The sequence below is a fragment of the Syntrophomonas palmitatica JCM 14374 genome, from assembly GCF_001311885.1.
Classification (GTDB): domain Bacteria; phylum Bacillota; class Syntrophomonadia; order Syntrophomonadales; family Syntrophomonadaceae; genus Syntrophomonas_A; species Syntrophomonas_A palmitatica.
Map to the genome: position 1 here is coordinate 17,491 of NZ_BBCE01000022.1, position 19,689 is coordinate 37,179.

Here is a 19,689-nt window from a genome sequence, read left to right on the forward strand (position 1 = left end):
TTTACCATACCCCCTTTGAGGATTCGGTTAAGCCGGGTTGTTCTGTTTGTTTTACTGTATTTTTTATTACGGGTTTTGTTTTTACTGCCTGCACATCTACCGGAACAGTTACTTCAGTTTCCTTGCTTTTCTTAGCCAAGGCCAAACAACTCTTGGTTTTGTCTACAGCCCCTTGTATCACTTGAGAAACTTCGTTTGGCTTAACTGTTAAATATACAATACGCGGGTTTTTCATTAGCCCCACATCACCGCTGACCCCTTGTATGATTGCCGAGGCCCCTTTCACGGGAACGCCTTTTTCGTCAGTAATACGCATAACTCTGCAATTTACAGCTATCAATGGGGCGGCTTCTCCCTGCATTTCGTCTCCTATACGATAAACATCAACTATATCACCCTCTGTAACTCCTGCACACCGAGCGGCGTCAATATATACTCCTACCTGCTGGCCATCGCCAATATCATCCGGTTTTGCTGCTATAGTTCGTAAATCAATCGGTTTGCCTGCATATATCGGAGTAGTACAGATATTACCTGTTACCTGTTCTATTTTTGTGACTGTATTTTCATCTACTACGGCTGCTGGCACTTCTTTTTCAATTAAATTGCTACTATCTATTACGGAGTAGGCTTCTACATCGCTTTTTGCGGTTATAACGGTTTTGGTCACAGTAGCCGACCGAACCTGTTTTTGAAGCATTGTATATCCTGCTGCCGATAGCACGATTCCAACGACTAAAGCTAATATTAACGGCATTTTTTTGTTCAAATTACCATCTCCTTTAATCTCCCCAACAGGCTTTTACGTTCTGGTTTAAGTTCTGGAAACACCGGCAGCAGGATCTTCATTACTGTTTGGCTATATTCCTGGGGTGCCACTTTCAAAAACATTTCAGGTATTTCCCCGGCAACCATAATGTCCGAAAATCCTCGTAACATTTTAAGACACTGTGTCTCGTCCAATGAATATTGTCCCTTAATCCAAACTACTTGTGATTTTTCTTCATAAGTTTTAGCGCGGGCAAATATTTGAAACAACTTATGAATACCAACTTGATTTTGTGGCTGTGTAATATAGATCACATCAGCATATGGTGCTAATTCTGACCAGTTTTCTTCGGAACAATTTATCACTACCGTTTGAAATATCTTTAATACTTCATTTATTCCTGGCATATTCAACTCGCCTGCAGACTGATAAATATACAGGTTTTCTTTATATTTTTTCTTGTCAAGATTGTCATCCCAGAGAAGATTTACGTACTTAGGCAATTCTTTTATCGCTATTCCTAAATACAACGGTATTGTTGGATATGGTTCCAAATCTATTACTGCCACAGTGTTTGTTTCGGCAAGACATAAACCCATAGCCGCAGCCAGCGGAGCGTGTTGAATGGTCATGATTACTTTTCCCCTGGTTAATATTCTCTTTTCCACTACTACGGTTTCTTTGTTTTTGGCCGTATCGAATTCTTTTAAAGCATCATCGTTTACTTCCCCTGTCAGAATGCCTTTTACCAGGTCTAATGGAATCAATAAAGATTCTGCGATAGTTTCTTCGTCAACTATTAATGACATTTCTCTTATTCGTTCAGCGAGATTCAGTTTTACCCCCTCCTAAATCATTGGCGTTAAGTAAACTAGCCAGGCCGCAAATACCATAAACGGGCCAAACGGAATAGCTTCTTCGCATATTTCATCATTTTCCGGTAACTTGTTTTCAGGAATGGCTCCTTTAATGCCATATGCGATTTTCATATAAACTCCCCTAAAATAAACAACAATGCGTTGTTTAAATAAACCCATTTTGGAAAGTTTGCATGAGCCGTAAATAGCAGCAGTTATACTGGCAAGTCCTATAAAATACAAGGTTGACGGATAACCAAACCATACTGCTAAAGCTGTGCAGAACTTTACATCTCCACCCGCAAAACCGCCTTTTAGTGCGCAGAAATAAAATACTACAAATACAACCAACGCAGTTAAAAGATGATTTATCCAAACGCCCGTATATATCGAATAAGCTGTGCCTAAAAGAAAAATAGGAATAGTAACGTAATCATATAGATTTCTCCTGGTTGCATCTGTATAGGCGGAATATATTGATGGTATTAGGCATCCCCATAAAATAGGTTCGATATTGTACCCCTCCTTTTTATTTGCTTATAAAAAACCGGGCTTTACCCGGTTACAGTTTCTTTCTTTTTAGTATATCCAAGAAACGCTTTGGTGGGGGAGATGTTATTTCAGCATATTCCAACCCCAGGCGGTTAAATATATCTTTGCTAACATCTTCCCAAATATCTTTATTTAAAACCTTTCCCTGGTAAGCGGCCTTTAATTGACTTTCCCAATCTTCGGGTATTAAAGCTGCGATTTTAGGCATTGGCGCCCCCTTCTTAAATCCTGCGCAAAATGCCTGCTCTATAGATTTTATACTGGCCTGTCTGGGGCTGTACTTGTTAACTATGATTTTGATGTTTTCTGGGGCTACGCCCATAGCTATTAATGTAGGCGCGAAACGCTTCGTTTCTTCCATTGAAAACAACGATTGATCTACAATCGAATACACCAGGTCGCAGTGGGAAAATAACTTGTGCAGATATGGTTTATCCCACGGAGCAGGAGAGGTATCGCCTATTATTATTTGAAAGTCTGATAATTGCTGCACTACATTGTATACCTGTTCCTCTTTAAGCGTCCCCGGTATAATATTCTTCGGTGCCGGAAGAACATACAAATTATTTGTCACCTGAGAAGGTCTAACACCAGTTTCAAAATAGTTTTCTGGTTTAAGTGAATAAAACGTGCCTATGTCTGGGGCGGTATAGTCAAAATCGCATAATACAGTTTTGGTTTTTTGTGATAAAACTTCGGCTAACGCTATGGCCGTTGACGTTTTACCTACTCCACCTTTATTGGAATGGGTTAATATTAAAAGCCTATCGCATTGTGCCGGTTGCTCTTGAATTACTGGCTGCTGTTTTTTGAGCCATTCTCCAACGTCACTTATAGATTTAACAAAATATGCTTCCGGATGTCTTTGCTTTGCAGGCCAATCAGCAATGCTGCCATTTAATATTATCGCCAACGGCTTATCGCTCGCTGGTACTGCCTGTATATTCGTTGAATCGCTTACTATTGCGATGGCATCAACATAATCTAAAGTCAGGCCATAGCCTAAACTGGTAATGTATTCACTGTATTCTGGTTTACCTAAAACTAACACATTCACTTTTATTGCCTCCCCAAACTCTTAACGAATTCCTCGACAGACATAGTTGGGAATGATTTTTTATATGCGCCTATATTATCAGCATTATCTGGTATTGCTACATCCAGGCGATAACCTGCATCGACCCAAGAACGCAAAGGCTCAAAACTTTCTTCTAAATCAGATACAACATGAACTACTTTATCGGCTATATTGTAAATCAGTTCCATTGCATTGATTACCTGTACGTCCACTTCAGCAACCAGATACTTGCCCATTGTAAAGCCCGAATTATATTCAACGATATTGCCATCTGAAACAGCAACATTAGGCCCTCTGCTTGCTGCAGGATTGGGAGATATATTAAGGTAAACTGTTCCCAACCAATTGGCTAACTCCAGGGCAATTTTCGGGCTATCAGCGCTTGGGGAGGTCTTAAATATTGCAATAATCTTTTCTGCTGATTGTATATAAGATTGTAAATCTGCTTGCGCTGGTATATATGCCAGTTTTTCTTTGGGTTTAAACTGAATTGGTTGCTCTTTTGGTTGTTTTGGCTCGGCTGAATGGAACTGAAATACTTCATCTTTTACTTCGGTTTTTGGTTTCCAGATAAATATATCTGGAAATAATTTATTAGCCAACGTATACTGCGATATTTCTTCAAGGGTTTTAACATTAACCCCTGGTAATTCTGAGAATACTTTTTTTGAGGATTTAATTTTGCCGTCCTCGTGGTATATAATTGCTTCTGGATGTACTATTTCCCGTGCCCTTAAGTGTTCTTCAGAATCTTTGGTAGTTATTACTGCTACAGGTATATTCATCGCTGCTGCTTTTTTTAGGCTTTCAAAAAACCCGTTTCCCTCCAACAAAACGATTACATCCTGGGAATCCGTATTAATCTGGTTTTCTAAACTGACAATCTGGCAAGTGCTCAAAAGGGCGTATTTATCGCATTCCCTTTGATTTCTGTTAAGTAAAATCCGCATTTTATCATCTCCTTGAAGTCGTCACAAAAGACTTGATGGCCTTTGCGTAACAATATAGAGTATTTTCCCGCTCAAAGCCGATATTTTTAACTGTACTTCGTATATTTGCTGTAATATGCGCGGAGAACTAGCAGAGGCAGTTAATATCAGTAAAGTTCCCGATATACAACAATGGGTATATAAAAGAAGCGCCCTGGTTTTCATGCGTTTCTGCCTGGGCACATTTTCTTTGATTTTCCTGGCTTACGTGATCAAACCATTCCTGCTTGGCTGAATAACTCTCACGGTATTGTTTCAAAAATTGGTAGGCTTCTAAAAGCCGTTTAAAATATTCTGGGTTATGCCCCAGGTCTGGATGATACCGTTTCGCAAGAAATCGCCAGCGTTCTTTGAGTTCTTCTGGGGTATAAAAAGGGTCTAGATTTAACAAAAGGAGGGCTTCATGCCTGTTAATAATAATCCCTCCCTTTTGTTCACTCCCCAATCAACTGTACTACCATTTTTTGCGCTACTTTATTACCTGCATATATAAGCCCAATAATTATAGTGAAAACTATTAATCCCCCTGTGGTATTAAATAATGGTTCAGCAAAATCAGGAGCCACAAAACGCATAAATGCCATAATGACAAAAGGAATGACACTGAGTACGCCTGTGGTAGTCCTTATGCTTGCCGTAGTAGCTGCTACATACTTGCGGTCATGCCTGCGATCATAAGCAGACTGGAGTAAATGATTGCAAACTTGTACTAAATTACTTCCAGTACGGTCATACAATCTAAAAGCCATTTCTAGCTGCTTTAAGTCGTTCCAGCCCGTTTCTTCTGCGGCCATTCGCAGGGCATCCGAGTAGTTTATACCGGTACGGTTCCTGCGGATTATCTCTATAAATATATCCCTGGCGGGATTCTGCAGGCCCGTTACCGTTTCTTCCAGGGCCTGGTATGGATTAGCCCCGCCTTGCAATGAGGATACTATAGTATTTAATACCTGTGTATATTGTTCTTCCAGCATTTCACGAGTCTTTTTAATTTTTGATGCTGTAAGCCTGCCTGCAACTATATTAGCCCCGACAATGCCAGCGATAATTGTAATCGCAATATTGCCAGTAACAATATAGGCTATTGCAATACTTACAACAAACCCTATTATCAAATTCTTTTTACGGGCTGATTTCAAAGTGTTTATTTTGGTCTCTTTCCATTCATCGTGGAGGGCTACGCCCGATGATTTATTAGATAACCCTTGTGTTATGACAACCAGGGCTATAAATATAAGAAAACACCCTATAATTAATCCTAATTCGGACATTCCCATCCACCCTCCTCAAAGGTTTCCTTGAATTTAAACTCCCGGGCTATCCACTGCCAATCATCATATCTGCGGTTATACTGCCATAAGCGGTTGCTTTTGATAGCCACAGTTCTGCCATCAGCAGCTTTCACAGGTCCAATAATTTCAACAATGTGGTCTAACCTTCTGCGGCCACCTTTTTCTTTTGTAACATAAACAACCATATCAAGAGTATCGGCTATTTGTTCAAGGATTGCATCGTTGGGTAATCCCATATTGGCCATTCGGATCATGTTAGGCAGCCTGGTATTTAGTAAATGCTCCGCTGAATTGGAGTGAGCAGTTCCCATAGAGCCTTCATGCCCTGTCCCCATAGCCTGCAGGAGATCAAATGCTTCTTCTCTCCTTACTTCACCCAGAATAATTATTTTAGGGGCCATACGGAGAGCATCTTTTACGCCATCGGAAAGGGTATATCTCCCTTCGCCCTCGATATTTGCGTCTCTTGCTTCCAGACGTCTTACGTCTGGATGCTGCAATTGCAGTTCAGCAGGATCTTCTATGGTTATAATAGATAACGAAGGATCAACGAAACCGGCCAGAACATTTAACCATGTAGTCTTGCCAGATGATGTACCCCCGGCAATCATAATATTTAGCCTGGATTTAACGGCTATTTCAAGGAATCTCATAACTGCAGGGGAAATAGCACCACCATTTATTAAAGCCAGTCTGTCAATGTCCTGCCTGAACCTTCGAATAGATATTAACAAACCATCTACCGCTATCGGCGCAATTTGAGCTTTCAAACGGGAACCGTCATGCAACCTGGCATCTACCTTTGGTTCAGCCTGGTCAATTCGTTTCCCGGTTTTGGCTATCATGCGCCTTACTAAATCAACCCCCTGTTCAATACTGTCGAATTTCTCAGGGGTTTCGGCTTCAACACCATGTTTCTCAACCCTAATTTTCGTTGCATTGACCTTAATCTCGGTTACATCAGGGTCGTTGAAATATTTCTCCAATGGGCCATAACCCAAAATATCAGAAAATAATTTTTCGGCTATAATCGGTATGTCGGGTTCTTTAATATCTAGCCTCATGCCTTTGATTTGATAGTCTACAATGTTATTGAATTTACTGCGCGTGACCGGGTTTCTGGCTTGTTGTGGGTCAGTTTCGTCCAATGAAAACTGTTTTTGTACTGCTAACTGAACATTGTCTCTGAGTTGTTTGTAGACCTCTTTAGGTAGAATATCGTGCGAATCTATATCGCCTTCGTTGCCTGCAATTTGTATATTTTCTTCCATCAGCCCATGACGTACTGCGAGAGAGCCGATCAGGAAACTGTCCATTGTGTCCATTATTCAGCCCCCTTTACAAGTTTAAGCAAAATATCTTTGGTTTTACGGTCAGGACTCAATTCCCTGCGGTTGCATTGAGTTGCTATATGTTTGTCGTAAGGAACAATATAGTCTGGAGAAAACCATTTTATCGCTCCCTGGGGTTCTATCGAACCGGGATAGTTCTGCTGGTTTAGTATTATCTTTATTCTCCCTGCACAACCGAGCCTGCCCAGAAACTCTACAGTATCGCGGAAACTGTCCATATTTATACGGTCGGGGCGTACCACTACACAAACCAAATCAGATATCATGGTTACTGCCCAACAAGCATCATATATCGGCCCTAATACGGCTATCGTTATTGGGCTGACCTGTTTAAGATAAGCCGTTGCCTTCATCGCCAGTTTTGCATCAATTAATGAAGCATCAGTAATTTTAGGCAGCACTCCAGGAAATACTCTTACGCCTGTATGATGTTGTTCGCTGGCAGAGAATATCATATCAGGCGTAGACACACTGTTTATATTTAAAACCGACATAGTGGTTACTTCTGACCCAGGATACCCCATGTACGCGCGTACCTTGCTCTCTGGGTTAAGGTCAATCAGAGATACGTCTTGTTTGATTCCGGCGCTGCATATAGCTGTCATGCACCCCAACGTGCTTGCCCCAGAACCTTGCTTTACCGACAGGAAGGATATTAATATTCCTTTGCCTGCTTCCTGTGGAGATGTCGGGAAAGGAAACATTATTGACCCCCCTCGGTTTTAGGTTCTTCTGGAAGTGTGTCTATATTGGCCTGTTCGTCCGTGGTTTTCTGGGTAACTGGTTCTGATGTTTCTTTTGATGGTAGAGTTATCGCAATATGTTTGGAACGTACTACAGATTCTGCAATACTTGCAGCATAATTACTGGGTACGGCTACAACATACTGTGTCTGGACTTCAGCTTCGGGAACTGATAATATGACAGCGCTTTTAACTATCTCTGTAACGATACTGCCTTGTGCTGACCCCGTTTCACCGTAAATGTCTATTTTATCGCCTTTCTTTAAGCCTTTCATGCCTGCCCCGGTTCCTTCGGGCAATTCAACTGCCGTCCACCCGTTGGCATATGTTTTTAATATTGCCATAAGGGAACCGTCTAACGATAAATGCTCACTGCGTACTATATCACCTTCTACAATCGGGCCGTTGATTACGCTTTTCCCTATTAGTTCCTGCGGAGAAGAAAAGGCAGTTGTTGGTACGTTTCCGGCAGGGAAGTTTTTGGTTGTCAGCATTTCCTTTGTGATTACGGTTCCTACCCTCATATTCTGGTTTGCTACCACTACCGGCATAGTAGGCGACATTGCCTTAACTGTGAAGTAAATAATAAACGCCGCAATTACGGCAATTATGATACCTATAATTAAACTAAGGTTCTTTTTTATAAATTCCATTCGTGCGGGCCTACTGCCCTGCCCCCTTCCCTATTTTGCTGATATTGATTTCTTTCCCCCGATATATTTTTTCGCCTATTTGTAAAAGCGGAACAAAACCTGTTGGCGATTCGGGGGCTGATAAAACTTCACCCTTATACCCATCAGATCTTAGTAATGATTCTCCACGGGCTAATAAAATAGCAGGTATTACTACAGGTTGCCAGTTATCTCCTTTGGGATCAGCTGCTATAAACTGTTTAACGACTTCTTTGCAGCTCTTACAATCAGGCGTTATATACAAAATGGGTTTTTTGATTTTTTGATTTTCAGCCTTGGTCGTTTGACGTTCTATGGCTACGGGTTGAGCAATCACCGGCGTTTGGTGATACTGCGGCAGGTTGTTTATCATAAACATTACGCCGATAACCATTACGGCAATTACGCTTAAACTATAAACGGGTTTATCCGTACCTGACAGCATTAAACTAACCAATCCTGCAACACCAAATATAGCGGCAGCAAGAGTACAGCCGGAACAATATACGGTAATGTATTGGGCGATAAAACTGCCTGTTGACGTTGATACGCCTATTAAGGCGGCATAAAAATAACGTCCAGTTAAACAAAAATATATTGCCAATAACCCCGCTATTATCCCTGGAACAGTTAGGACGCCTGATGTTTTTAGGACAAGAACAATAACTGCAAATATAAATATGAGGGCATTAATAATGCCCTCATTGTGTATGTTTTTTGCGGCCATATTCTTATAAGCTTGTCTGTGGTTTAGCATTTTCAATTTCCTGATTAACCATGTGAAACTTTTTAGCTATGGTCGGCCCCAAAACAACCAGTGCGCCGATACAAACAATGGCGATTAGTCCGATAATAAGACCGTATTCAGATAATCCCTGTCCTTGTTGGTTGCGCAAAATAGCCTTACATTTTTCCATTCCTGTCATTGGGTTTGTCCTCCTTTTATTTTAGTTAAAAAGCACTTAAAACCGCATGTACTGCCGGATACCCTACAGCCATTAGCAGCGGAATTAACATAAAAAAAGTAACTACGAATATCAACCTAATATTGAGTTTGCCAGCAGCCTCCATCATTTTATTCTGCTTGGATATTCTCACCTGGGCCGCGAATTCTTTCATTTTTTCAGAAGCCTTCGCGCCTTGAATATATATCTGATTAAGGGTACTAATAAGGGTGTTTATTTCCCTTACGTCCATTCTTACGCCCCAATCAAATAGTGCGTCTGACAGATTCTTCCCTGAAGCATTTTCTTTAAGGACTTTATCAATTTCTTCTTTATAAACCCCGCCAGTTGCTTCACCTGCTTCTTGCAAAGCTGTCAAAATATCAGGCGCAGAGCTGAGAGCGGTACTCAAATAAGTTGTAAAATCGTCAAGACGGTTCCCGGCTTCAGCCTGCCTAGCTGCTATTTTTTGTTTAAGCCTCATACCGGGAAGAAACCACATCAACGGAGTACCTGCCGCTAATAAAAAGAGCATCAACAGCGGCGATATGGAAAATATCAATCCAATAAATGACATCCCTAATAAGTAACCACTAGCCAGGCATACTTTTAACCCATGTAAATATTCTGGCGGTTTATTTATACCTGCCCTGGTTAATTGGAGCGCAACAAGCGACTTTTCTTCTTCCGTTATCACTCGCAGACCGGTTCGGCATAAAATTTCTTCCCGGTTTATTTTGGGCGCTTTTTTGCTTATTACCGGTAAAGCGATGGCTGCGCCCATCATCATACTAGCTACAGCTACAGAGTCAATCAAATAACCACCTCTTTCTTCATTGCACTGTTGTTGATAGATCACTCCTTTCGGGCTAAAAGATCGCCAACTTCGATATGCGTATCGCGCACAGTACCTGCAGGAAGCTCAAGGACCGCAAAGGCTTCCCGAATTAGAGGGCTAAACCGAAAGGGCTTTATGTCCTCCATAATAAAAACGACCCGGTTATCCCGGGCCAGAAATATTGCATCAAAATTAAATTTCATAAAACAAGAGTGTATTTGTTTGCAGGGATATATCAACATCCCTTTTTCGGGCGGCAAAAACTTCCTGCCTAATAAACCTTTTAAACGAGTTAAAAAAGTATTGGCCTGTTCTTCGGTTTGCGTAATTATCGTATTTTTTGTAGTGTTTATTATCACTATTTACCTCCTTGATTTTGGCGTATTCTTTTAACCTTTTCGGCAAAAGCTAAAAAAACAGGTATATCTTCTTCCGACAAAACCATCTGAAATAAACCCGTAGCGTTTTTGCCACCCGATTTCAGTGTTATCATTATTTGTTCGTATGGTTCTTGGTTAGGTTCGCTTCTGCTATAACTTAAATAAATCTTATTTGGAGTAAAAACATCAATGTTCGGCAAACAATCCCCTCCTATAAGTCTACCCAACAGGCTTCTTTGGGTACTCGGTTCCATTTGCCTTTGGTTAAACTCGTTTTTATCTTGTCGCCATAAATCGATATTTGATCACTGTAGTCACGATATTGAGTAGTACCTTGAGCACATACGTTAGTTGTAAGGCTATTTCCAAACCATTGCGGGAATAATGTTTTGATTTTTGATGAAGCATATATTACTACAGACGGATAATAAGGACTTTTTTGATTCTCAAATCCATATACCTTCCGCTTAGTTATTTGTGATTGAACCGTATTTGTAGGAAGATTTACTTCAAAAAACCTTTCGGAAGCTTCGGTATATTGTTCGGCCACTTTATTTACTTTTTTGTTGTTGGTTTCTCGGATGTTTTTGAAGGATTGAATTATATTGTCTATCATTTCTTTCTTGGGATTATATTTTTGAAATACGGTATAACCTTGTTGCCGCCACTGGTTGCATGTATAGTTTCTGTAGTAACATCCGGAACTGTTCCATCCTCCTGCGGCCATCCATTTAGGCAACCATATATTAATATCTCCAAGCATATCCGACATTTGCTGCAGGGTTAATCCAGATACCATGCTCGCTATGTATTGCTCATATCCAAGCGAATACTTTGGCAATACGGTCTGCATACTTTTTGTTATTTCTTTTTCTGCGTTATCTATTTCTTCTTTGGCTGTTCCCCACTCCATTGATTGAGTGTCATACATTAATTGCCGTTCTGCTAATGAAAACCAGCAATCACCTGGAGAACAATCACAGGGTGGAACGCAGAATTCCTGCCAGCCTGCTCCATCAATCAAGTCTTTTTCGTTGCCTACTATGCCAGATATAGTTACTGTTCCGCAGCTTGAACATGGAGGACAAGATTTTTCACTACACTCAGGTTGATATAAACCTCGGTCAGTAGTAACATTGATTTTTACATATCTGTGAGTCCCGCTTCCAGCCCCGGCTAAAGCAGCAGAATCGGCGGCTGTTTGAAGTTGTTCCCGAACTATCATAAGCCGCCCAAACTCAACCGCACCAGCAAATAACATCATAATAACTAAGATCATGAAAACTCCAAGAAGCAAAACATTTCCTTGCTGGTTATTGAGTATTTTCATCCCACCACGGATATATGGCTTTCGCATCTAAATCCGTACCTCCCAACCCGTTTGTATTTAGAAATGAAAAATGCTTATAAATATAATCGGCTTCACATACTACATTTGTTTTAGGCTCGTTAAAGGTGATTTCGGGCAAAGATGTAACAAAATATTGTCCTGCCGAATCGTAAGCTATTTTTCTGCCAGCTTCTATACTTCCAGTCAGAGAAGCCCCCCTGGCACCTTCCCTAACAACCTTGTGCAAGTAAATATCGGCCCGGATAAGATTTACTATGTCCGTTACGCCTAGTGTTATGGTTACTAATAACAGGCAAACCATAACCAATTCAATTAATATCGAACCTCTCTGTGACTTTAAGGTTTTCATTTCATATCCCCCCTGCATACAATTCTGGATTGTTGATATAATGCTCCATTGTGGCCTGGGAATATTTCGTTATGGTCGGCATCTTATATATAAAAAACTTCTGTATACGGGGTTTAACTGTTATGGTTGATGTGGATTTCCATATATTATTGCCGTTGCTTCCAACCAATTCTTTACTTACTGCTATTTGAATATCGTCAGGGCTGATAAATATATACCCCCACCGGTCTAAATAAGTTTGCCCCATATGTATAGCACGTTCTTTGTTGTTAGATACCGCATATTGCCTTGCTACTTCATGGGCAATTTCCTGGGTTAAAAAACTAGCCGTACCCCAATATGCTGTACCAATTAATCCGAAGGTCAATAAAAAGAGTATTACTATTGCTATGGCAAACTCTACTAATGTTTGCCCGCGCTGATCTTTTAACATTAAATCACCTCAATAAAAAAGCCCCTCAACGGAGCTTTTTAATATTTTCTATTGCAGGTTATTATTAACTGAGGAAATATATAATAAGAGATATGCCTCCTAACAAAATAATAACAACAGAGTACGGGTTAGACTGTCCTGACTCAGAAAGTATAATTGAAATATATTGGAGGGTTTCCCCATGTGGCTTAATTTTTTGTTGTTTGGCATTTTTATTAATACCCCCCTTTCGTATGAACCCGCTTCATATTGGTATAAGCGCAGTTTTTTCCTTGCCATTCTTTTAAATAAAGAGCAGCATTTCAAAACGAAGATACTGCCCTTTTACTTTCCTTGAAGATTTATAAAACATGGAAATAACGAAGGAGACAAATACATATGATTATTAAACTGCCCAATAACATTAGGGGTATGGAATGTGGATTAACTTGGCCTGTATCGGATGATAATATTGAAATATATCTATGCAATCTGCCAAAATTCTTAAACATCTTATTAATAATCAGCTTCTTCATAATAATCGCCCTCCCGTTTTTTCTATATAACAACCCTTTTGTGCCAGCTAAATCCTTTTTCGTCGCCTCTATTATCTCGTTTCCATTAGTGTGTTTACACGAATGTTCTCATTATTGCGTATTAAGGTTTTGGAATCATGATATGCCTGTTATCCACTTTGGTTTAAAGTCTTATTGCGTTCCTCAAAAGCCAGTTCGATTACCAGTGTTTGTTATGGACTTGATTGCTCCACTCTGGATAATAGCAATACTGGGTATCACTTTGTTCTTTCAAGGCATTCTTGGTATATCCAAATCCTACTGTTTGATTACTGCCTATACATTTATAATTCAGTTGTATGGAACAGCTACTGATTTATACTGGTTATGCCTACTGCGTAATACGTCCAAAGACAGATATGTAATCTGTAATGGGTTAAGCGCCGTAGTATATGCTCTAGATAATGCAGACCATAAATAAAGGGCAGTACCTTATTAGATACTGCCCTTTATTGTTCTAACTTCTGAGATTCACCCTGGTCTGGTTGTCAGAATTTATTTTTTCCGCGTTGTAAGATTCATCGGCCTTTATGATGATAGTTGTCTGCCCTGTGTTATTGCTGGGGTCAATGTCTTCAACCCCTACCGGCCAGGCTGTTACTTTGAGAGCATATGTGCCTACTTTATTAAGGGTTATGTGGGCGTTGTAATCTTTTCTATGATAATTATTACTGAGTGACGGTTTATCTTTGTCAACGCCGCCTGGATATGTCGCTGTCACATCAACCTGAACGGGTATGTCGGATTTGTCCAGCTTACAACAACATACGGGATGTCTATTGTTACGGATTTCCCCGGTTTTAATTTAAACACCCTCGGCTGGGTCGGCTGAACTACTTTTATATCCACGCCTTTGGGCTTGATCTGTATAAACATAAGATTGTTTTCCTGGTTGGTTTCGGTTGCAGGGGTATTGCCGTTTACATTGCATTTAAACGCCAGCAAGCCTTTACTGCCATCTGGAACCGGCAGGGGAACCGTTATATTAAATGTCTGCTCTCCGTTTTTGTCTAATTCGATTTCTGCCGGGTCTGACTTCCACGCGGGATTCGTACCCTGCCAGCCTGCTGTCGGATCGCTGCCCTGGCCGTACCATACGGCCCTAAAATCGGTTACGGCTTTTTCTCCAGAGTTGCGGAGAGTGACCGGGAAGGTTATTTCGGTTGCTCCCTGCTCATATTCATAAGTCTTTGCGGCCCTGGCCGGGTCTTTGTATTCTTCTTTCCATTCGGTTGAGCCTTCGGGCGTGGGGTAGAAATCAGGGGAACCTGCTCCTACTTTGACTAACGCTTCAGTGAAGTACCAGAATATCCCGTTGGGGAAGTTTTTATTGGACGTGTTAATCGTTCTGAAATTCCCGTTGGCCGACCAGTTTACGGCTCCCGGCAAACAGGGCGCGTTGTCGGCCACGGCCATAAAGATTTCATAAGTCCCTTTTTCGTTTAAGGGCAGTTTTTCTATGATGTTTTTCACCGCATTGAAATTACTGACTATCTGGGAATGTATTTCGCAGTCTTCCCGGTTTGATCCTTCAGGTACGAATCTATACTGGATGTCGTACTGGTTGATTATACTGCCGGTTCCTTTGGTACAGCGATCACTAATTACTATACTGTCACCTATAGATGCGCTGATTGTTGGAGAATCCTGATCATTAACAATTTCATGTTGTCCTTCAATATTACCTGATTTAACCGTTTCCGCCCGTAAACTGCCGGACGGGGTTTTAATCTGCAGCGAAAACCCGGCAGAGGGCTTCTTGTGGTCTGGAGTAAGGCCAATATCGTGATATTTATAATCAATTACCCCTGGATAATCTGAACGCTGATTATCGCCAATTCCGTCAGCTAAAACCGGCAAACAGTTTGCCATTAGAAACACTGTCATGAGGATAAAACATATTAGTTTTCTCAAGGTATTTCACTCCTTTCATAAATAAAAAGAGGCCATTTCTGGCCCCTTCGCAATTGGTCAACAACCGGACTTAGGGGAGCGTTTTGCGGATGGTGGCTATCTTTACGCCTTCGTAGCTTTCATCGCCGTTGTAGCCGCCGTAAATATCAAAAGTTACGGTCATGCCAGACTTGGGATTGGAAGTATAGCCATCTCGAAACAGCATATAATCATTCGTCCAGACGTCCTGGGGCCGTTCTTTTCGTGTACCATCGGGCCTCCACCATTTGGCTGTATTAAACTCCGGGTGGCTGGTGCAGACTACGCGGATGTTTTGCTTTGGCCAGCTACCATCACTAATATTTATAAACATGGTTGGATCGTTAGGGTGATTACCCAAACCAAGTTCATATCCTTTCGCTTCAATTTTCTGTACCCCGGTTGCATTCCCCAGGTCCTGCACGGTGATAGAGCTGTTGTTCAGTTCTTTTAATATGTTCTCTATGTCAGGTTTGGCTGGTCTTCGGGGTAGGCTATGACTAGCTGTTTGGCCGCGTCCCATTCGACTTTGAAGCCTAAACCTTCAGCTACATAACGGGCAGGGAGCATAGTCCTGCCGGGGTTGGCTATCAACGGAGCCACATCCATGACAATATTCTCGTTGTTCTTCTGCATGGTCTTACTGCCGATGGTCAGCGTCAGTTTGCTTCTGCCCTGTAAAACAGCCTTCCTGGCGGAATTGTCCCAGGCGATGTTACTGTCGCTTACTCCCAGGGCGTTGCCCAGGAAACGAACGGGTACATAGGTTCTGCTGTCTTTTATAAAGGGCGCGGTATCCATCTGGACGGTCTTTACTTCGGTTGAACCTATATCCTGAGTGTAGTATTTGTTATGGCCGATTTTGAATACTATTAACTTATTAGGCGTACTTACGGTTTCATCGGCGTTCGTATTAACGTTGCCTGAAACCAGAAAAGCTAACATGATTATCAGCGCAAATATTTTTAGTTTCTTCACCTTGATTACCTCCGTTTATTTTATTTCCCCGGGGGGATAGTTATTGGCAGTAGACCTCCTTTCTTTATTTTACCATATACAGGGGTTCAGAAAAAGAAAAAACCCCTGATTTTAACAGGGGTTATGTGTTTAACTTGAGGATTTTGCATAATAGCAAAATCCTCAATTAACTGCTTATGATTTAGTACTCTTACGTTTTAGTACTCTTTTTACAATTACCTCTATTCTCGAAACAGCTTCCTCGCTATCAATAGCACCCTGGTGAGCATTTTGAGATATTTCTGATAATTGGATATGTGTCTTTCTCTTCGCATTAAACTTTGGAATATCAAGGTACTCCGTAATGTGAGTACCAATCTGAGTATTTTCAACATATCCGTGAATAAAATCCGCTACCTGTGGAGCATTCAGAAACGCACAAAGATAATGTGCTTCTTGTTCGTTATCTAGTGGAACAAAATATAATTTGTGGTCTGGGATAATAACCCTTGGATTATCCCAATACTCCGAATTAAAGCTGGATATAACACATGCGCTAAACTTGCCAGAAATCTCAGCCCATGCAACTTTGTAGGGGGAAAAAGTATAAGGTCCGACATTCCAGCATGAATAGATAGGAGCGTTTCGTTTTAGATGGTAACGCCTAAAACTGGCCCGTGTTGGTAGTATAGCATTAAAGTTGTTGAAAAAGTTCAGTGCTTTTGGATATTGTCTTAACATTGTAAGTCTAGGAAATCCGTCCATCCCAGACTGTGGTACAATACCATAAACCCCTGAGAAATTCCAATGAAAGGCCGATACTTCTCGTCCTCGTGCAATTGGGTAGATAAGGCTCTTCTCGATGTTAGCCCTCACTTTTGTTACTTTATTATTTCTGCCGAGTTCGGGTGAATTCTCAAAAGTTACCTGTTGTTTTCCTCTTTTACTTAATATATTTCCGTAATAAATCCCGTTACAGTCAGTACAAATACCTTTGCGAGCAAGGTAGTAATCGCTTTCGTCTTTTCTTACTAACGCAAGACATTGGTCTAAAAGTGAAGGAAGAACAGTAAGCCAAGGGTCTCCTTCGTTTTTTAAAGGATGGGCAACAAGTTTTACAACATCGGTTTCTCTCTTAACCTCTTTCAGATCATAAGAATCACCAATTGGATTTCTATTGATTCGCTTCCAAACCGTCCACTTAACTGGATATTTTGTCTTCTTCCCTTTTTCAATAACGACTAGAGCAGGTTTGTTAGTTGCCCCCTCAAAGGGTTTTAAATCTGTGAAATCTTCAACCTTGATAACCCTAAACTGAAGAGTCTGGTCATTGGGAACTCTAAACTTCCGAAAACCTTCAGATGATTCAGTTTTAAATACTGTTCTAGTAATGAGAAAAGCCAGACGCCCTCCTGTTCTTAGCCATTTTTGAGCGGCTGTGTATAACACCATAGTGGATATATCGGATTCAATCCCTCCAACAAAGTTATCGGAAGAGAACAATCCATATTGGACGCAGAACGGTTTTATAGTATTTCGATAAGTCTCTGGTAAGCTTGACCATCTTAACCATGGGGGATTGCCTACAATTACATCAAAGTCATTTAATGACGCTGATGCAAAATGGTTCTTAATTATTCGACACCATATTCTATTCCAATTCTTTCGTTCTAAATCAAGGATTTTTGTGTATAAATGTATGACCTCATTTGAAGCAGCTACTATTCCTAAAGCATCTAAGAACTCTGTTAGCAAGCATTTGGCTTCATCTTCAGATATCAGTCCTTCCGAAGTTTGAACGACCATGTTTTCAATCTCGATTAAACAAATACCCAAATTTCCGTCCGTAACAATTTGTTCAGGTAGATTAAGGTCAATTGTACCCATATCAGTGTCCAATCGGTATGTATATTTTCCAGCTTCTTTTTGGGGTGAAAATATAGCATCTGTTAGATAAACTGGGATTTCAATATTATCAACATATTGCAGTAAATCACCGATAGCATAATATAATTAGTTCTACTAGCTATTACAGCTAAAGGGTTAAGGTCAAACCCATAAACGTGGGTAAGAATATGTTCAACTAATTTATCAGGTGGCAAAATCGTTTTAAGTTTACTTATTTTTTCTTTAATAGTTAATATCAGGAATGTCCCTGAGCCACACGTAGGGTCTAACACTTTATCAGATGGCTTCATTCCTGATGAATTTATTGTATGCTGTGCCAGCCAATCTGGAGTATAAAACTCACCTAAGTCATGTCGAATAGTTTTTGGAAGTAGTTGCTCGTATAGTAGTTTTAAAAGGTCACGAACTGCTTCTGGCATTAAAGCTGGTGTGGAAGGCTCATATTCACAAAGATTTGTGACAATTTCTTTAATTGAATTGGAAATGTCCTCATTCCATTCATTTAAGTACCAGGAAAAGAAATCTCCTTCTAAAAAATTGGATATTCCAAGGTTTTTAAACGCAGTACCATTTTCCATTTCTTGCATAATAGTCAGTCGGTCTTCAAGAGTAGCATCTGCAAATGTCCCTGACAGTTCAAATCCATTATTCTTTATTGATTGCAGGATAAATAAGGCTATAAGTTTGATTAAAAGAGAGTAATAACTGTGAAGAATGAATACGAACTCAGTATACTGGGTTCCGATATCAATTCCGAAACGTTGAGCTTCGGACTTAATCTGCATTTCAGGCCCAGAATTTTTTCCGAAGCCTGAAACCTGCCCGAAAAGCGCTGCCATTCTAAGAAAAACATACTAGAGCGCCGGTCTTTCTTGTTTGCAAAAGCCTCCCACAATGCATTAACAGCACGTCTAGTAACAGGACTATTAGGGCCAAAATCAGCTAAAATGTTGTTTGCTGAAAGCGCTTTGAAATTGAGGGCATGCATATATTCAACAAGAGTATGAACTGATTCTTCATTGATAGGCCGGGGAGTTGATATTACTTTATCGCCATCACATGTAAACCTGGTAAAACCAATAACAAAGCCATCAGTAAACATAGCTATATAATCGGAGTCATCTTCCAGGTTTTCGGAGGCAAGTGCTTTTATATATTTTAGGGCTTGGTTTGCGGCCTTATTGTATTCGCCAGGGCTTTCAAACAAGTGTGGCTCTTTGTATTCAACAACAAGATGTCGGAATAGGGCATCTACCCGTCCGCTTTTTACCCTTTTCTCGTAATTTGCATCATATTCAATTCCAGTTTGGGGTACATACGTCTTGAAAGAATTCTCAAAACCTACCCTTATATCTTCTTCAGTAGAAGCCTTCCCTGCTTCTAAAATAAGCTTCGTTGTTAAGTTATTTATTATTTCATTTCCTATTGTCAACGTCACACCCCCGGAAACACTTTACTATACATCCAACAATATTTGAAAATCAGAGTATCCAACCAGATGACTTTTTTCTTGATAGGGATATTATCGAATTTGTAGTTGAATTTAATGAGAATACTTATATCGTAAGAGTGCTGAAGGAGGGGCTTTCCAAAAGCTATCTCTGGCTTGTCGGTTCTGACAAGCTCTCTGTACTCAAGGAAAAGCTTCAACAAAATGAGTTCGAATCGGTTGATGATGTGAAATCATTCGTTGGGCCTTTGGCATCAAAAATAAGAGCCCAGGTTAGAAGTGTCGACACA

The 19,689-nt window shown here is 40.6% G+C and carries 25 protein-coding genes and 1 pseudogene; 1 reads left to right on the plus strand and 25 read right to left on the minus strand.

All coding sequences use genetic code 11. From position 1 onward, the window contains the following. Position 1 precedes the first annotated feature (1 nt). From JCM14374_RS11600 to JCM14374_RS11620, 5 genes are read right to left on the minus strand one after another with little or no spacing between them, the layout of a single operon-like run. Positions 2-769 carry an SAF domain-containing protein gene (locus JCM14374_RS11600; protein ID WP_054697554.1) on the minus strand — a complete coding sequence of 256 codons (768 nt, stop codon included), beginning with the start codon at positions 767-769 and terminating at the stop codon, positions 2-4. Further along, positions 766-1,578, minus strand: coding sequence for a hypothetical protein (locus JCM14374_RS11605; protein WP_054697557.1), 813 nt, complete (start codon positions 1,576-1,578; stop codon positions 766-768). The genes JCM14374_RS11600 and JCM14374_RS11605 overlap by 4 nt, the downstream gene beginning before the upstream one ends. A 39-nt stretch (positions 1,579-1,617) precedes the next feature. Then, positions 1,618-2,139: an A24 family peptidase gene (locus JCM14374_RS11610; RefSeq protein ID WP_083454074.1), complete on the minus strand. Its 522-nt coding sequence runs from the start codon at positions 2,137-2,139 to the stop codon at positions 1,618-1,620. A 49-nt stretch (positions 2,140-2,188) separates the two neighbouring features. Continuing rightward, the gene (locus tag JCM14374_RS11615) at positions 2,189-3,235 is read right to left on the minus strand and encodes a CpaE/TadZ family protein (RefSeq protein WP_054697563.1); all 1,047 of its coding nucleotides are present in this window, start codon (positions 3,233-3,235) and stop codon (positions 2,189-2,191) included. 2 nt (positions 3,236-3,237) lie between these two features. After that, positions 3,238-4,206 carry a hypothetical protein gene (locus tag JCM14374_RS11620; RefSeq protein WP_054697567.1) on the minus strand — a complete coding sequence of 323 codons (969 nt, stop codon included), beginning with the start codon at positions 4,204-4,206 and terminating at the stop codon, positions 3,238-3,240. Between the two features lie 115 nt (positions 4,207-4,321). Here JCM14374_RS11620 and JCM14374_RS14930 point away from each other — a divergent pair, with 115 nt between their 5' ends. Then, on the plus strand, positions 4,322-4,480 hold the full coding sequence (locus JCM14374_RS14930; RefSeq protein WP_242848988.1) for a hypothetical protein: 159 nt from the start codon (positions 4,322-4,324) through the stop codon (positions 4,478-4,480). Positions 4,481-4,507: 27 nt separating this feature from the next. Here JCM14374_RS14930 and JCM14374_RS15855 read toward each other — a convergent pair. The 20 genes and pseudogenes from JCM14374_RS15855 to JCM14374_RS14940 form a co-directional block, all read right to left on the minus strand. After that, positions 4,508-4,690 (minus strand): annotated as a pseudogene (locus JCM14374_RS15855) (J domain-containing protein); the annotation flags it as partial. Further along, entirely contained in the window at positions 4,680-5,516 is an 837-nt protein-coding gene (locus tag JCM14374_RS11630; protein WP_054697573.1) for a type II secretion system F family protein, read from the minus strand. The pseudogene JCM14374_RS15855 and the gene JCM14374_RS11630, both read right to left, overlap by 11 nt. Continuing rightward, entirely contained in the window at positions 5,504-6,862 is a 1,359-nt protein-coding gene (locus JCM14374_RS11635) for a TadA family conjugal transfer-associated ATPase (protein WP_054697576.1), read from the minus strand. The genes JCM14374_RS11630 and JCM14374_RS11635 overlap by 13 nt, the downstream gene beginning before the upstream one ends. Next, positions 6,862-7,593, minus strand: coding sequence for a CpaE/TadZ family protein (locus JCM14374_RS11640; protein ID WP_054697578.1), 732 nt, complete (start codon positions 7,591-7,593; stop codon positions 6,862-6,864). The genes JCM14374_RS11635 and JCM14374_RS11640 overlap by 1 nt, the downstream gene beginning before the upstream one ends. After that, positions 7,593-8,285, minus strand: coding sequence for an SAF domain-containing protein (locus tag JCM14374_RS11645; RefSeq protein WP_054697581.1), 693 nt, complete (start codon positions 8,283-8,285; stop codon positions 7,593-7,595). The genes JCM14374_RS11640 and JCM14374_RS11645 overlap by 1 nt, the downstream gene beginning before the upstream one ends. A gap of 10 nt (positions 8,286-8,295) precedes the next feature. Then, positions 8,296-8,907, minus strand: a complete 612-nt coding sequence (locus JCM14374_RS11650) for a hypothetical protein (protein ID WP_157049103.1) — start codon at positions 8,905-8,907, stop codon at positions 8,296-8,298. Between the two features lie 127 nt (positions 8,908-9,034). Continuing rightward, a complete protein-coding gene (locus tag JCM14374_RS11655) occupies positions 9,035-9,229 on the minus strand; it encodes a Flp family type IVb pilin (RefSeq protein WP_054697587.1) in 195 nt (64 codons plus the stop codon). A gap of 25 nt (positions 9,230-9,254) precedes the next feature. Continuing rightward, the gene (locus JCM14374_RS11660; protein WP_054697591.1) at positions 9,255-10,064 is read right to left on the minus strand and encodes a type II secretion system F family protein; all 810 of its coding nucleotides are present in this window, start codon (positions 10,062-10,064) and stop codon (positions 9,255-9,257) included. A 38-nt stretch (positions 10,065-10,102) separates the two neighbouring features. Beyond that, positions 10,103-10,444 carry a DUF192 domain-containing protein gene (locus JCM14374_RS11665; protein ID WP_242848989.1) on the minus strand — a complete coding sequence of 114 codons (342 nt, stop codon included), beginning with the start codon at positions 10,442-10,444 and terminating at the stop codon, positions 10,103-10,105. After that, entirely contained in the window at positions 10,444-10,665 is a 222-nt protein-coding gene (locus JCM14374_RS11670) for a hypothetical protein (RefSeq protein WP_054697594.1), read from the minus strand. Before JCM14374_RS11670 ends, JCM14374_RS11665 begins: the two co-directional genes overlap by 1 nt. An 11-nt stretch (positions 10,666-10,676) precedes the next feature. Next, positions 10,677-11,822 carry a TadE/TadG family type IV pilus assembly protein gene (locus tag JCM14374_RS11675; RefSeq protein WP_083454077.1) on the minus strand — a complete coding sequence of 382 codons (1,146 nt, stop codon included), beginning with the start codon at positions 11,820-11,822 and terminating at the stop codon, positions 10,677-10,679. Next, complete coding sequence (locus JCM14374_RS11680; protein WP_054697598.1) at positions 11,779-12,165, minus strand: TadE/TadG family type IV pilus assembly protein; 387 nt, start codon at positions 12,163-12,165, stop codon at positions 11,779-11,781. Before JCM14374_RS11680 ends, JCM14374_RS11675 begins: the two co-directional genes overlap by 44 nt. 1 nt (position 12,166) lies before the next feature. Continuing rightward, a complete protein-coding gene (locus JCM14374_RS11685) occupies positions 12,167-12,598 on the minus strand; it encodes a TadE/TadG family type IV pilus assembly protein (protein WP_054697600.1) in 432 nt (143 codons plus the stop codon). Positions 12,599-13,609: 1,011 nt separating this feature from the next. Then, the gene (locus tag JCM14374_RS11695; protein ID WP_054697606.1) at positions 13,610-13,873 is read right to left on the minus strand and encodes a hypothetical protein; all 264 of its coding nucleotides are present in this window, start codon (positions 13,871-13,873) and stop codon (positions 13,610-13,612) included. Next, a complete protein-coding gene (locus tag JCM14374_RS11700; protein ID WP_054697609.1) occupies positions 13,870-15,066 on the minus strand; it encodes a hypothetical protein in 1,197 nt (398 codons plus the stop codon). Before JCM14374_RS11700 ends, JCM14374_RS11695 begins: the two co-directional genes overlap by 4 nt. A gap of 70 nt (positions 15,067-15,136) precedes the next feature. Beyond that, positions 15,137-15,508, minus strand: a complete 372-nt coding sequence (locus JCM14374_RS11705; RefSeq protein WP_054697612.1) for a hypothetical protein — start codon at positions 15,506-15,508, stop codon at positions 15,137-15,139. Positions 15,509-15,546: 38 nt separating this feature from the next. Further along, positions 15,547-16,062, minus strand: coding sequence for a copper amine oxidase N-terminal domain-containing protein (locus tag JCM14374_RS11710; RefSeq protein WP_054697615.1), 516 nt, complete (start codon positions 16,060-16,062; stop codon positions 15,547-15,549). A 174-nt stretch (positions 16,063-16,236) separates the two neighbouring features. Continuing rightward, complete coding sequence (locus tag JCM14374_RS11715) at positions 16,237-17,928, minus strand: Eco57I restriction-modification methylase domain-containing protein (RefSeq protein ID WP_157049104.1); 1,692 nt, start codon at positions 17,926-17,928, stop codon at positions 16,237-16,239. 62 nt (positions 17,929-17,990) lie between these two features. After that, positions 17,991-18,734, minus strand: coding sequence for an N-6 DNA methylase (locus JCM14374_RS15860; RefSeq protein WP_369397374.1), 744 nt, complete (start codon positions 18,732-18,734; stop codon positions 17,991-17,993). Next, a complete protein-coding gene (locus tag JCM14374_RS14940; RefSeq protein WP_054697623.1) occupies positions 18,638-19,381 on the minus strand; it encodes a hypothetical protein in 744 nt (247 codons plus the stop codon). The genes JCM14374_RS15860 and JCM14374_RS14940 overlap by 97 nt, the downstream gene beginning before the upstream one ends. Between the last annotated feature and the right edge of the window lie 308 nt (positions 19,382-19,689).

Excerpts from the sequence above, each read along its gene's own strand:
- JCM14374_RS11605 (WP_054697557.1), bottom strand. The coding sequence starts at position 1,578 with ATGTCATTAATAGTTGACGAAGAAACTATCGCAGAATCTTTATTGATT.
- JCM14374_RS11620 (WP_054697567.1), bottom strand. The coding sequence starts at position 4,206 with ATGCGGATTTTACTTAACAGAAATCAAAGGGAATGCGATAAATACGCC.
- JCM14374_RS14930 (WP_242848988.1), top strand. The coding sequence starts at position 4,322 with ATGCGCGGAGAACTAGCAGAGGCAGTTAATATCAGTAAAGTTCCCGAT.
- JCM14374_RS11630 (WP_054697573.1), bottom strand. The coding sequence starts at position 5,516 with ATGTCCGAATTAGGATTAATTATAGGGTGTTTTCTTATATTTATAGCC.
- JCM14374_RS11635 (WP_054697576.1), bottom strand. The coding sequence starts at position 6,862 with ATGGACACAATGGACAGTTTCCTGATCGGCTCTCTCGCAGTACGTCAT.
- JCM14374_RS11640 (WP_054697578.1), bottom strand. The coding sequence starts at position 7,593 with ATGTTTCCTTTCCCGACATCTCCACAGGAAGCAGGCAAAGGAATATTA.
- JCM14374_RS11645 (WP_054697581.1), bottom strand. The coding sequence starts at position 8,285 with ATGGAATTTATAAAAAAGAACCTTAGTTTAATTATAGGTATCATAATT.
- JCM14374_RS11655 (WP_054697587.1), bottom strand. The coding sequence starts at position 9,229 with ATGACAGGAATGGAAAAATGTAAGGCTATTTTGCGCAACCAACAAGGA.
- JCM14374_RS11675 (WP_083454077.1), bottom strand. The coding sequence starts at position 11,822 with ATGCGAAAGCCATATATCCGTGGTGGGATGAAAATACTCAATAACCAG.
- JCM14374_RS11680 (WP_054697598.1), bottom strand. The coding sequence starts at position 12,165 with ATGAAAACCTTAAAGTCACAGAGAGGTTCGATATTAATTGAATTGGTT.
- JCM14374_RS11685 (WP_054697600.1), bottom strand. The coding sequence starts at position 12,598 with ATGTTAAAAGATCAGCGCGGGCAAACATTAGTAGAGTTTGCCATAGCA.
- JCM14374_RS11715 (WP_157049104.1), bottom strand. The coding sequence starts at position 17,928 with ATGGGTACAATTGACCTTAATCTACCTGAACAAATTGTTACGGACGGA.
- JCM14374_RS15860 (WP_369397374.1), bottom strand. The coding sequence starts at position 18,734 with ATGCAGATTAAGTCCGAAGCTCAACGTTTCGGAATTGATATCGGAACC.